Annotated in this window: 10 protein-coding genes; 8 read left to right on the forward strand and 2 right to left on the reverse strand. The window is 71.3% G+C overall.

From position 1 onward, the window contains the following. The first annotated feature begins 68 nt into the window (after positions 1-68). From ACIGWZ_RS26795 to ACIGWZ_RS26825, 7 genes are all read left to right on the forward strand, one after another. Entirely contained in the window at positions 69-1895 is a 1827-nt protein-coding gene (locus tag ACIGWZ_RS26795) for an acyl-CoA dehydrogenase (protein WP_400068908.1), read from the forward strand. A gap of 272 nt (positions 1896-2167) precedes the next feature. After that, positions 2168-3511 carry a M18 family aminopeptidase gene (locus ACIGWZ_RS26800; RefSeq protein WP_400068910.1) on the forward strand — a complete coding sequence of 448 codons (1344 nt, stop codon included), beginning with the start codon at positions 2168-2170 and terminating at the stop codon, positions 3509-3511. Between the two features lies 1 nt (position 3512). Further along, a complete protein-coding gene (locus ACIGWZ_RS26805; protein WP_400068912.1) occupies positions 3513-5435 on the forward strand; it encodes a BTAD domain-containing putative transcriptional regulator in 1923 nt (640 codons plus the stop codon). A 167-nt stretch (positions 5436-5602) separates the two neighbouring features. Continuing rightward, on the forward strand, positions 5603-6265 hold the full coding sequence (locus ACIGWZ_RS26810) for a DUF4232 domain-containing protein (protein ID WP_400068914.1): 663 nt from the start codon (positions 5603-5605) through the stop codon (positions 6263-6265). 324 nt (positions 6266-6589) lie between these two features. After that, positions 6590-7630 carry a hypothetical protein gene (locus tag ACIGWZ_RS26815; RefSeq protein WP_400068916.1) on the forward strand — a complete coding sequence of 347 codons (1041 nt, stop codon included), beginning with the start codon at positions 6590-6592 and terminating at the stop codon, positions 7628-7630. A gap of 185 nt (positions 7631-7815) precedes the next feature. Next, positions 7816-8646 (forward strand): helix-turn-helix domain-containing protein, encoded by an 831-nt coding sequence (locus ACIGWZ_RS26820; protein ID WP_400068918.1) that lies wholly within the window; start codon positions 7816-7818, stop codon positions 8644-8646. 138 nt (positions 8647-8784) lie between these two features. Further along, positions 8785-9486, forward strand: coding sequence for a hypothetical protein (locus ACIGWZ_RS26825; protein WP_400068920.1), 702 nt, complete (start codon positions 8785-8787; stop codon positions 9484-9486). A gap of 85 nt (positions 9487-9571) precedes the next feature. Here ACIGWZ_RS26825 and ACIGWZ_RS26830 read toward each other — a convergent pair whose 3' ends face one another. Continuing rightward, positions 9572-11383: an NHL domain-containing thioredoxin family protein gene (locus tag ACIGWZ_RS26830; protein ID WP_400068922.1), complete on the reverse strand. Its 1812-nt coding sequence runs from the start codon at positions 11381-11383 to the stop codon at positions 9572-9574. Positions 11384-11447: 64 nt separating this feature from the next. On the opposite strand from ACIGWZ_RS26830, the gene ACIGWZ_RS26835 reads away from it, so the two are divergent. Then, complete coding sequence (locus ACIGWZ_RS26835) at positions 11448-11978, forward strand: LURP-one-related/scramblase family protein (protein ID WP_400068924.1); 531 nt, start codon at positions 11448-11450, stop codon at positions 11976-11978. 18 nt (positions 11979-11996) lie between these two features. Here the strand turns inward: ACIGWZ_RS26835 and ACIGWZ_RS26840 are convergent, their stop codons facing one another. Then, positions 11997-12785, reverse strand: coding sequence for a carbon-nitrogen family hydrolase (locus ACIGWZ_RS26840; protein ID WP_400068926.1), 789 nt, complete (start codon positions 12783-12785; stop codon positions 11997-11999). Positions 12786-12830: the final 45 nt, after the last annotated feature.

The raw sequence follows: 12830 nt of genomic DNA on the forward strand, positions 1-12830 counted from the left end.
TATTGCGTATTGAGGTTGCCGCCTCTCTCGAGGTCCCTTACCTCCCGAACCCTTACGGAGCCGTACCCATGGGGCACTACAAGTCGAATCTCCGCGACATCGAGTTCAACCTCTTCGAGGTGCTCGGCCGTGACAGCGTGTACGGCACCGGACCGTTCGCGGAGATGGACGTCGACACCGCCAAGAGCGTGCTGTCCGAGATCGCCCGGCTGTCGGAGAACGAGCTGGCCGATTCCTACGCCGACGCCGACCGGAACCCGCCCGTCTTCGACCCGGAGACCAACACCGCTCCGGTGCCGGACACCTTCAAGAAGAGCTACCAGGCCTACATGGACGCCGAGTGGTGGCGCCTGGGCATCCCGGAGGAGCTCGGCGGCACCACCGCGCCCCGCTCCCTGCTCTGGGGCTTCGCCGAGACGATCCTGGGCTCCAACCCGGCCGTGTGGATGTACGCGTCCGGTCCGGCGTTCGCCGGCGTCCTCTTCGAAGAGGGCACCGACGAGCAGAAGAAGTGGGCCAAGATCGCCGTCGACAAGGGCTGGGGCTCCACGATGGTGCTGACCGAGCCCGACGCGGGCTCGGACGTCGGCGCCGGGCGCACCAAGGCCGTCAAGCAGGAGGACGGCTCCTGGCACATCGAGGGCGTCAAGCGCTTCATCACCTCCGGCGAGCACGACATGTCGGAGAACATCCTTCACTACGTCCTCGCCCGCCCCGAGGGCCACGGCCCGGGCACCAAGGGCCTGTCGCTCTTCCTCGTCCCGAAGTACGAGTTCGACTTCGCGACCGGTGAGCTGGGCGAGCGCAACGGCGTCTACGCCACCAACGTCGAGCACAAGATGGGCCTGAAGGCCTCCAACACCTGCGAGATGACCTTCGGCGACCGCCACCCCGCCAAGGGCTGGCTGATCGGCGAGAAGCACGACGGCATCCGCCAGATGTTCATGATCATCGAGTTCGCCCGGATGATGGTCGGCACGAAGGCCATCGCGACCCTGTCGACCGGCTACCTCAACGCCCTGGAGTACGCCAAGGAGCGCGTGCAGGGCCCGGACCTGGCCGCCTTCACCGACAAGGCCGCGCCGCGCGTCACCATCACCCACCACCCCGACGTGCGCCGCTCCCTGATGACGCAGAAGGCGTACGCCGAGGGCATGCGCGCTCTGGTGCTCTACACCGCCACCGTCCAGGACGAGATCATCGTCAAGGAGGCCGCGGGCGAGGACGCCTCCGCCGAGCACGCGCTCAACGACCTGCTGCTGCCGATCGTCAAGGGCTACGGCTCGGAGAAGTCCTACGAGCAGCTGGCCCAGTCGCTGCAGACCTTCGGCGGCTCCGGCTACCTGCAGGAGTACCCGATCGAGCAGTACATCCGGGACTCCAAGATCGACACTCTCTACGAGGGCACCACCGCCATCCAGGGCCAGGACTTCTTCTTCCGGAAGATCGTCCGCAACCAGGGTGCGGCGCTGACCCAGCTGTCGGAGACCATCAAGAAGTTCCTGGCCGAGGCGGCCGGCGGCGAGGGGCTGGAGCAGGCCCGCGGCGAGCTGGCCACGGCCGCCGCCGACCTGGAGGCGATCGTCGGCGCCATGCTGACCGACCTCGCCGCCACCGAGAAGGACGTCAAGTCCATCTACAAGGTCGGCCTCAACACCACCCGTCTGCTGCTGGCTTCGGGCGATGTCGTCATCGGCTACCTGCTGCTCAAGGGTGCCGCGGTGGCGCAGGAGAAGCTGGCGGGCGCCTCCTCGAAGGACAAGTCGTTCTACGAGGGCAAGATCGCCGCCGCCAAGTTCTTCGCCCACAACGTGCTGCCGGGCCTGACCGTCCAGCGCTCCCTCGCCGAATCCATCGACCAGTCGCTGATGGAGCTGGACGAGGCCGCGTTCTAGGCCCGCTTCCGGATGCGTACCGAGCCGCGTTCTTAGACGTCTCTCAGAATCCGCGTCCACACTGACGGTGCCCGCCTCTCTTCCCCCGGAGAGGCGGGCACCGTCATGTCCGGGGCGGGCCGTTTGCGGGGCGGGCGGTCGCGGGGCAGGCAAGCGGAATCCGGACTTCCTTTCACGCTTCGATGTAGATCGCACACACCATGGCCGGAAGGGACCGGAGTCACGCCGCGAGAGCACCGGGATTGGGGGGCTCGGCTCCTTATGCTGAACTCATGAGCAACTCCTCCCGCCCGTCGCCCGCCGCCCCCCCGCCAACGAGCGCCTCGCGCACTCCTTCTTTCGATCGCGGCCACACCGACGACCTGATGTCCTTCCTGGCGGCCAGTCCGTCGCCGTATCACGCGGTGGCACATGCGGCCGAGCGGCTGGAGAAGGCCGGTTTCCGGCAGGTCGCGGAGACCGAGGCATGGGACGGGACGAGCGGCGGGAAGTACGTGCTGCGCGGCGGGGCGATCATCGCGTGGTACGTGCCGGAGGGCGCAGCCGCGGCCACTCCGTACCGGATTGTGGGGGCTCACACCGACTCTCCCAATTTGCGAGTGAAGCCGATTCCCGACACCGGTGCGCGCGGCTGGCGGCAGGTCGCCGTCGAGATCTACGGGGGCACGCTGCTCAACACCTGGCTCGACCGCGATCTGGGGCTCAGCGGGCGGGTGACGCTGAAGGACGGCAGCCACCGGCTGGTGAACGTCGACCGGGCGCTGCTGCGCGTACCGCAGCTGGCGGTGCATCTCGACCGGTCGGTGAACGCCGACGGGCTGAAGCTGGACAAGCAGCGGCACATGACGCCGATCTGGGGCCTGGGTGAGGTCGCGGAGGGCGATCTGATCGCCTTCGTCGAGGAGGAGATCGGCGTCGCGGCGGGCGACGTACAGGGCTGGGACCTGATGGTGCACAGCATCGAGCCGCCCGCCTATCTGGGCCGCGATCAGGAGTTGGTGGCCGGCCCGCGGATGGACAACCTGCTGTCGGTGCACGCCGGTACGGCCGCGCTGATCGCCGCGGCCTCCGTCGGCAACGCGCTGACCACCATTCCGGTGCTGGCCGCCTTCGACCACGAGGAGAACGGCAGCCAGTCCGACACCGGTGCGGACGGCCCGCTGCTCGGCACGGTGCTGGAGCGTTCGGTCTTCGCGCGCGGCGGCTCGTACGAGGACCGGGCACGGGCGTTCGCGGGCACCATCTGCCTCTCGTCGGACACCGGGCACGCCGTGCACCCCAACTACAGCGAGCGGCACGAACCGGGGCATCACCCGATGCCCAACGGCGGGCCGATCCTGAAGGTCAATGTGAACCAGCGGTACGCCACCGACGGCAGCGGCCGGGCGGTGTTCGCGGCGGCCTGTGAACGGGCAGGGGTGCCGTGGCAGTCCTTTGTGTCGAACAACTCGATGCCCTGCGGGACGACGATCGGCCCCATCACCGCCGCCCGGCACGGCATCGCGACGGTCGACATAGGCGTCGCGATCCTCTCCATGCACTCGGCACGTGAGCTGTGCGGCGGCAAGGACCCGTATCTGCTGGCGAATGCCCTGACGGCCTTCCTGGAGGGCTGAGTTGGAATTCTCACTGCTGGGACCGGTCGCGGTCACGACCGGCGCCGGGGAGCTGCCGCTCGGGCCCGCCAAACGGCGCAGTGTGCTGGCGCTGCTGCTGTTGCAGCCCAACACCACCGTTCCGCTCGAGCAGTTGATCGACTCCCTGTGGGAGGACGAGCCGCCCGAACACGCCCGTACGGTCGTACAGGGGCACGTTTCGCGGCTGCGCGCCACGCTCGCCGAGGGCGGGGCGGAGGCGTACGGGATCGAGCTGACCACGCACGGATCGGCGTATCTGCTGCGACTGCCGGAGGAGTTGATCGACGCCCACCGGTTCGGCGAGCTGGTGGCGCTGGCGCGCCCGGAGGCGGCACCGGGCGATGCCGTACCGCTGCTACGGGAGGCGCTGGGGCTCTGGCGCGGCCCGGCGCTGACCGGCACGGTCACCAGCCCGCCGTTCGCGGCCGCGGCGCACGCTCTGGAGGAGCGTCGGCTGACGGCCGTCGAGGTGCTGGCCCGCGCGCACGGCACGCTCGGTGAACACGAGCAGGCCGCGGCCATCCTCTACTCCGCGGCCGTCAACCACCCGCTGCGGGAAGGACTGATCGCCGCGCTGATGCGGGCGCTGTTCCGGGCCGGGCGGCAGTCCGACGCACTGGAGTGGTTCCACCGCACGCGGCGGCTGCTCAACGAAGAGCTGGGGGTGGACCCCGGCGAGCGGCTGAGCGGCGCGTACGAGGAGATTCTGCGGGCGGAGCGGGAGGGAACCTCCGCGGCGAACAGGCCCCCGGCTCAGGCTTCCGGCTCCGCCGGGCGGCGCGCGGCGGCCGAAGCGACGGCTCCCGCTGCCGGACCGGGGCAGGCGCCCGGGCAGGGCGGCGCCACGGGACCGGGGCCCCGTGCCCGGGAAGGGGCCACGCGAGCGGCGCCACGGCTGCTGCCCAGGCCCCCGGCCCGGTTCCTCGGCCGCGAGCATCAACTCGCCGCACTGACCGATGCCCTGACCGACCACACGACGGGCGAGAGTCCGCTGGCGGTGGTCGCCGGGCCGGCCGGTGTCGGCAAGACCGCCTGCGCCGTGCAGTGGGCGCATCTGCATGCCGCGGCCTTCCCGGACGGCCAGCTCTTCGCCGATCTGCGCGGCTTCGGCGAGGGCGACGAGGCACCGGCTGCCGAGATCCTGCGCGACTTCCTGCTCGCGCTCGGCACGCCACCGGAGCGGGTGCCGGGCTCGGCACAGGCCGCCTCGGCGCTGTTCCGCTCGCTGGTCGCCGAGCGCCGGCTGCTGGTCGTCCTCGACAACGCCCGCAGCTCCGCGCAGGTCCGGCCGCTGCTGCCCGGCGGTCCGCGCTGCGCCACGATCGTCACCAGCCGCAGCCGGCTCGACGGGCTGGTCGCCACCGACTGCGCCCGGCCGGTCGGCATCCAAGTGCTCGGCCATGAGGAGGGCGCGGCGCTGCTGGGCGCGATGCTCGGCCCGGAACGCGTCGCCGAGGACCCGGCCGCCGCCCGGGAACTGGTGGATCTGTGCGACGGGCTGCCGCTGGCGCTGCGGGCCGCGGCCGCCCAGCTGACCGCCCGGCCGCGCTGGCGGCTGGCCCGGCTGGCCGCGGCGCTGCGCGACGAACAGCGGCGGCTGGCGCTGCTGTCGGCGGAGGACACCGGGATCGCGGCGGCGCTGCGGATGTCGGTCGCCCGGCTGTCGGCGGACGACGCCCGGCTGCTCAGCGCGCTGGCCAAGAGCGCGGACGGGCATCTGAACGCGTCCGTGGCGGCGGCGCTCGCCGGGTACGACCCCGAGCGCACCCAGGACGGCCTGGACCGGCTGGCGGAGATGCATCTGGTGGACGAAGAGGCCACCGACGTCTACACGATCAGCACGCTCACCCAGCTGTTCGCGCGGGACGAGCGCGGCGAGAAGGGTGGCGGGGCCGGGAAGTGAACCGCCTCGGCGGGCGGTACGCGGGGCCCTCGGCGCGTTAGGCAGGCGTTAGCGGAACGGCAACGCCGGACGGCAGTGTGGTGGGCAGACCGCGGGACCGACGCCGGGGTGGCCGGTGCAGGACCGGCCTTCCCGCCGGCCACACCGCCGACCGAGGGAGGCCCGAAGTGCCGCGCAACGCAACCGCCCGCCACGCTCATGGCCGTACGCTGCGGATCGCCGCGGCCGGGCTGACCGCCGTCGCCGCGCTCTCCCTCACCGCGTGCGGCAGCCAGGACGCCGCCGACGCGCTCCAGACGCGGCCCGCCAAGCCGGTCGTCCCGGCGCCCCTGGAGGCCCGGTACCAGGCGGCCGAGGACGGCGCCGACCGCGTCGGCGCGCACGAGCAGCGGGTCCGCGTCCGGCACACCGCCTGTGACACCGCGGAGATCCGCATCGTGGCGAAGCCACTGACCCGGCCGGTCAACCACTTCCTGCTGGAGGCCACCAACACCTCCGGTTCCCCGTGCGACCTCTACGCCGAGCCGTATCTGAGGTTCGACGATGCGCAGTCCCCGCTCGCCGAGCTCCCGGACAGCAAGCCGCAGGCGGTGGTCACCCTCGCCCCCGGCGCATCCGGCTACGCCGCCGTGATGACCTCGTCCGCGGACGGCAGCGGGCGCCATGGCCGCAAGGTGACCTCGCTGAGCGTCGGTCTGCGCGGCCGGGACGGCAAGGGCAGCGTCGGCGACGCCGCGAAGGTGGCGCTGCCGGGTGGTTCGGTGTTCCTCGACGACAGCGCCTGGGTGACGTACTGGCAGTCGGACCCGAGCGACGCCGCCGCTTGGTAGGCCGCCGCCCCACCCCCTGAACCAGGGCGCCCGCTCCCCCGGCGGGCGCCCTTCCTCATGCCGCAAACGCCCGGGCGCGGGCGGGCGGTGTCCCGTCATGTCCCGGCGGGGCCCGTGCGTTGTCCCGCTCCCGGCCCGTCCCGTCTACGTCTGCGCAGGTCACAGGCGTGCGCCCGGACGGGACGTCCCACGGGACAAGGAAGCGCCGAGCGGCCGCCCGCCCCGGAACACGATGGTTGCCGCCGCCGGGACCGGACCATCCGGCGGATACCGCGGGCCGGCGGGCCGACCGGCCCGACCGGCCGTAGACGGAGGGGAATCGGGATGCACGAGCACGGGAACACACGTCCGGCAGACGGCGCAAGCTACGGGGAAATCGTCGAGAACGGCAGCGGCAAGGGGCTGGGGCCGCGCTCCCCGTTCCGCAGGACCTTGCTGCGCAGGGCGATACCCGCGGTCGCCGCGGCGGGCATCGGCGTCGGCGCATTCGCCGGATTCGCCCACGGCAGCGAGGGCGGCGCCGCGGCGGCCGGCGGGCATTCCGTGGCCACGACCAAGCTCTCTCGCGACACCGCAGGCAAGGCCGCCGGCGCCTCCGCGCTCACCGCCCGTGCCGCAGGTGCCACGTCCATGCGGCAGGCCGCGGCGGCCGACTTCCCCACCTGGGGTACGCGGTGGGTGGTGCACGCCACCGCCGACACCAACTCGCCGTCGGTCGGAATGATCAACAAGTCCACGCCGGGGCAGGACCGGATCACCGCGGACTACCAGGTGGACACCGGCCACAAGGTGTGTGAGGGCAACGCCTGCTCGACGTTCATGGCGCATATCACCGGTCCGGTCAGCGGGTTCCTCAGCGTGGTCGCGGTGGACATTCCGCAGGACCGGCTGCCGGGTGTGCCCGTCCAGGGCAGCCCGCAGCCTCCGCAGCCCGGCGGCACCCGTCAGGAGATGCTGAACCGCGCCGCGACCTGGCTCACCGCGAACGGCGGCGCCCAGGTCCCGTACAGCCAGGCCAAGGTCTGGAAGGACGGCTACCGCCAGGACTGCTCCGGCTATGCCTCGATGGCGCTCGGACTGCCGACGCCCGGCACCAACACCGTGGGCCTGGCCACCGACCGCGGTATCACCCGGCCCATCTCTGTGGGCGAACTGCAGCCCGGTGACCTGCTGATAGACGCGGCCGGCGACAGCAACACCCGGCATGTGGTGATCTTCGAGAAGTGGAACAACGATGCGCACTCGTCCTACACCGCCTACGAGCAGCGCGGCGGACACGGCACCGACCACCGGAGCCTGACGTACGGACTGCCGGGCGGCGACGCCGAGTTCAGGCCGTACCGACCGGTGAAGTTCGGCGACTGAGCCCGCTGCGGGTGGCGATGTTTCACGTAAAACATCGCATCGTCGGCAGCACACGGCCGGCATCACGCGGTTTCACGTGAAACGTCACCAACTGATCCGGGTCTGATCCGGATCACGTAACGAGGGGTACTTCCGTCACAGGGGAGCGGAAGTGCCCCTCGCGCGCGCATGTCCGCTGTGCTGGAATGCCAGACGTGCCTGGCAATCCGAACCAGCCCGCAAACGTCCGCCGTAAGCCACTGGCCCCTCTCCCCGACGAACTCACCGGACCCGCAAGGGACTTCGTCTCGGCCTTGCGCCGTATGCACGGCGAACTGGGGTACAGCCTCAAGGACTTGGAGAGCCGGCTGCCCGCCAGTCGCTCCTCCCTCTCGCGCTATCTGCGCGGCCAGAGCCTGCCGGACGAGCGGCTGCTGGTGCAGTGGTGCAAGCTCTCCTTCACCGGCGAGGACCGGCTGCCCGCGCTGGTCGAGCTGCTGCACCGGGCCAATGAGGCGGCGGACGGCACACCGCCGGCAGTCACCGGGACCGGGGCCACTGCCGGAACGGATGCCCAGGACTCGGTGCCGCCCGGCCGGCGGCGGCTGCCTCTGGTGCTCGCGGTGACCGGTACGGTCGCCGTGCTGGCCGCGGCCGCGTTCGCCGTACCGGCACTGACCGGCTCCGGGACGGACGGACGGCAGGGCACGGCGGCGGGCACCGGCTCCGCCCGGATCACCGTCCACAACGTCGAGCGGGACTGCCAGCACAGCCGCGCCGAGAACTGTGCACTCGGGCTGGCCCGCGACCCATACGTCCCCTATCGCCGCTCCAATGTCGCCGGCCACGTCTGGCACGGCGATACGCTGCGCGCCCGCTGCCGGACCGCCAACGGCGTCACGGTCACGGACGAGGCGGGCGGCCACAGCAGCATGTGGTTCCAGGTCGATCACGACGGCAAGCAGGTGTGGGTTCCCGGCATCCGGATTCGCCCGGAACAGCTGGAGAACAGCGGCTTGCCCAGTTGTCCCGACTGATCCCGCGCACACCCCTTGACCTGCATGGATACCGTCGCCGGCAACCATCCCTGGCGCCTGGACCGCCAATCGATATCGTGGCCGTGCCATGACACACGCAACTCGCTGATCCGCAGTGACTTTCTGGGGGACCCACCCATGACCGCACGCCGCTCCCGCCGCTCCGCCGCGTATGCCGCGCTGGCCCTCGGCCTCGCCGCTTCGCTCGCGCTGACCGGCTGCAAGAGCCACTCCTCCAAGAAGTCGAAGAAGACCTCTTCCTCGTCCTCGTACAAGAAGAACAAGAAGCACAGGATCATCGGCGGTGGTGCGGGCGCGGCTGCGGGTGCGGGTGCGGGCGCCGCGGCGAGGCGGGGGAACATGTGCCGACCCGTGCCGGGCTGGTTCAAGTTCGTCCAGCTGTCCGAGCCGAGCCACGTGATCGTGAAGTACCGCAACAAGGGCAGCTCGTCCTGCTACCTCTACAACGCTCCGATGGTGTTCCGCGGCGACGCCCCCGCGAAGGACGGGTCGTACGACAGCACCAAGCCGCTGGGTCTCTACGAAGGCGCTCCGGACTACATGAACAACCACCGGGTCGAGGTCGCGGCGGGCGCAACCGCCTATGCGACCATCCCGACCAAGACCGCCTCGGACAAGGGCAAAGCGCAGAACCTCATGTACCTCGGCGTCATGCAGCCGAACAGGTTCTCCACGCAGGGTGCGGCCAACCCCATCCACTTCGGGCGGTACGACCAGCACCCGTCCATCGGTGCGACCGCCAAGGTCAGCGACTGGTACCTGAGCCTGATCCAGGCCCAGTCGGCGACCGGCTCCCGCCCGGTGAAGGCCGACAAGTAGCCCCAGCCGGCAGGCGAGTTGCCCCGGCACGGTGCCCGTCCTCGCCGGTTTCACGTGAAACCGGCGAGGACGGGCACCGTCGGTCCTACGCTCCCTCGTCCAGCCCCGCCAGCACGAGCGCCAGCCGGGGCGCCCCGCCGTCGACGACCCGCACCGGAACGCCCCAGTCCTGCTGGTGCACATGGCAGGCGGGATATTCGATCGCGGGATCGTCATCGCAGGACGCCGCCATCGCCGAGACATGCAGCACGCCCTCGGTCACACCGCCGGCGAGCACCAGATCCCGGCCGAGGTCGCTGTCCGGGCCCGCACCGTCGGCGAGTAGCTCCGGCGGGGTCGCGCTGACCAGCAGGCGCGTCGAGGGGCCGTAGCGGGTGTCGAGCTTCTGGCCCGCAGGCGCCTGGAAGACCACGTCCAGCCGGAGCCTGCCCGGGGCCACCTCGGTGGCCGCGCGCTGCGTGCGGTGCGCCACCGACTCGACGCGCACCGCCTCCTCGGGCAGCCGCAGCCGCGTCAGGCGGTGCCGCGCGGACTCCACCACGACGATGTCGTCGTCGACCAGCACCGCCGCCGAAGGCTCGCGCAGATCGGTCGCCAGCGTCGTCACCTCGCCGCTCGCGGGGTCGAAGCGGCGCAGCGCGTGGTTGTACGTGTCCGCGATGGCGACCGAGCCGTCGGGCAGCGCCGTGACACCCAGCGGGTGCTGGAGCAGCGCCTGGTCGGCGGCGCCGTCGCGGTGTCCGAAGTCGAACAGTCCGGTGCCGACGGCCGTCCGGATCTCATAGCCGTCGCCCGCATCCGTGCGCTGCACCCAGCGCACGGCGCTGGTCTCGGAGTCCGCGATCCACAGCCGGTCCCCCGCCGCAGCGAGCCCGGACGGCTGGGCGAACCAGGCCTCGGCCGCCGGACCGTCCACCAGCCCCTCATTGGTGGTGCCGGCCGCGACCTGAACGGTGCCCGTGGCCGGGTCGTACGTCCACAGCTGGTGCACGCCGGCCATCGCGATCCACAGCCGGTCCTGCCACCAGGCGACGTCCCACGGCGAGGAGAGATCCACCTCGCGGGCCGGCCCCGAGGTCGGCGAGCCCTGCCACCACTGCCTGCCCGTGCCCGCCACCGTCTCCAGCGCGCCGCTCTCGGGGTCGAGGACCCGGATGGCGTGGTTGACGGTGTCCGCGACGGCGACCTTCCCGTCGGGCAGCAGCGCCAGCCCCTGCGGCTCGTTGAAGGAGCCGGCGTCCAGGCCGCGCTCGCCGGTCCCGATCCGGCGCAGCACCTGCTCGCCGTCCGCCGCCAGCTCCACCAGCTGGTGCCGGGTGGTGTCCGAGACGAGGAAGCTGCCGCCCGGGAGCCGTACCGCCTTGCCGGGGAAGCGCAGGTCGGTGGCGACCGGCTCCGGCGGTACGTACGGGCCGTCGCCGCGGCGCAGCGTCCCCTTGGCGCCGTGCTCGTCCGTCAGCTCCTCGACGAGCTTCTCCAGGGCGTGCGCGTGGCCCTCCCCGGCGTGCTGGGCGACGACATAGCCCTCGGGGTCGATGACGACGAGGGTCGGCCAGGCCCGGACGGCGTACTGCTTCCAGGTGGCGAGCTCGGGGTCGTCGAGGACCGGGTGTTCGACGCCGTAGCGCTCGACGGCGTCCACGACCGCCTGGTGCTCGGCCTCGTGGACGAACTTGGGGGAGTGCACGCCGATGATCACGACGGTGTCGCGGTGGCGCTCCTCCAGCTCGCGCAGCTCGTCCAGGACGTGCAGGCAGTTCACACAGCAAAACGTCCAGAAATCGAGGATGACAATGCGTCCTCGCAGGTCGGACAGGGTGAGTTCATTACCGCCGGTGTTGAGCCAACCGCCCTTGCCGATCAGCTCGGGGGCCCGGACGCGCGCATGTGAAGCCATGTGCACATTCAACGTCACCCTGGTGCGTGCGCATTCCGCAGGGGGCCGGGGGAACACCTCAGCCATGCTGCACTCACCTGGGGGCCGGCCCCCGTCCCCCCGCAAGTACCTCGTCCGCGACCGGATCCTCGGCATCGGCGACGACTACTGGATCGAGGACGATCACGGGCGCCATGCCTTCCTCGTCGACGGGAAGGCGCTGCGGCTGCGCGAGACCTTCGAGCTCAAGGACCTGCGGGGCCAGGTACTGGTCACCATCCGCAAGAAGGTGCTGGCCCTGCGCGACACCATGACCATCGAGCGCGACGACCGGCCGCTGGCCACCATCCGGCGCAAGCGGCTCTCGCTGCTGCGCAACCACTACCGCGTGGAGCTGGTGGACGGCACCGAGCTGGATGTCAGCGGCAAGATCCTGGACCGGGAGTTCGCGGTCGAGTACGAGGGCGAACTGCTGGCCGAGATCTCGCGGCGCTGGCTGACCGTACGGGACACGTACGGGGTGAACGTCGTACGGGAGGACGCGGACCCGGCGCTGCTGATCGCCGTCGCGGTGTGTGTGATCCGGCTGGCCGAGCGGGAGCACGGACGCGACTGACGGACGGGACGGCTCGCGTTACGGCCGGTCCAGGCCCAGTACGCGGTCGCGTAGAACGGGGAAGTCGGCGCGGGTCTTGGCGACCTTGGCCGGGTCGAGGTCGACGGTCAGCGCCTCTTCCTCCGGTCCGGCCTCGGCCAGCACCTCGCCCCAGGGGTCGACGACGACGCTGTGACCGGCCTGCTCGACACCGGCGTGGGTGCCTGCGGTGCCGCAGGCCAGGACGTAGCACTGGTTCTCCACGGCGCGGGCGCGGGCCAGCAGCGACCAGTGTGCGCGGCGGCGGGCGGGCCAGCCGGCGGGCACAATCAGCAGCTCCGCGCCGCGGGCCAGCAATTGCCGGAAGAGCTCCGGAAAACGGAGGTCGTAGCAGGTGGCCAGGCCCGCGGTGGTCCCCGGGAGGCCGACCGTGACCGGCCGGTCGCCGGCCCCCAGCAGGATCGCCTCGCCCTGGTCGAAGCCGAAACGGTGGATCTTGCGGTAGGTGGCGGCGAGGCGGCCGTCGGGGGAGAAGACCAGCGACGTGTTGTAGAGGGTGTCGTCGGCCGCCCGCTCGATGACGGATCCGGCGTGCAGCCAGACCCCGGCGTCCCGCGCGGCCTCGGCCATCGCGTCGTGCGTCGGGCCGGGCAGCGGTTCCGCCTCGGTGGCGAAGAGTTCGGCGGCGAACGCACCGACCGGCCACAGCTCGGGAAGCACCACAAGATCGCTGTCGGAGTGCTCGCGCACCAGCGAAGCCACCCGCGTCCGCCGGGAATTGACGGATTCCGCCGGATCCACGCCGATCTGGAGCAACGAAGCGCGCACAGTACCACCGCCTAAGCTTTCGAACCGGGCCGCAGTCAAACATCC

The sequence above is a fragment of the Streptomyces sp. NPDC053427 genome (genome assembly GCF_044544985.1).
Classification (GTDB): domain Bacteria; phylum Actinomycetota; class Actinomycetes; order Streptomycetales; family Streptomycetaceae; genus Streptomyces.

Bases quoted from the DNA above. Each gene is read 5' to 3' on its own strand.
- ACIGWZ_RS26795 (WP_400068908.1), top strand. From the start codon at position 69: ATGGGGCACTACAAGTCGAATCTCCGCGACATCGAGTTCAACCTCTTC.
- ACIGWZ_RS26800 (WP_400068910.1), top strand. From the start codon at position 2,168: ATGAGCAACTCCTCCCGCCCGTCGCCCGCCGCCCCCCCGCCAACGAGC.
- ACIGWZ_RS26815 (WP_400068916.1), top strand. From the start codon at position 6,590: ATGCACGAGCACGGGAACACACGTCCGGCAGACGGCGCAAGCTACGGG.
- ACIGWZ_RS26820 (WP_400068918.1), top strand. From the start codon at position 7,816: ATGCCAGACGTGCCTGGCAATCCGAACCAGCCCGCAAACGTCCGCCGT.
- ACIGWZ_RS26825 (WP_400068920.1), top strand. From the start codon at position 8,785: ATGACCGCACGCCGCTCCCGCCGCTCCGCCGCGTATGCCGCGCTGGCC.
- ACIGWZ_RS26830 (WP_400068922.1), bottom strand. From the start codon at position 11,383: ATGGCTTCACATGCGCGCGTCCGGGCCCCCGAGCTGATCGGCAAGGGC.
- ACIGWZ_RS26835 (WP_400068924.1), top strand. From the start codon at position 11,448: ATGCTGCACTCACCTGGGGGCCGGCCCCCGTCCCCCCGCAAGTACCTC.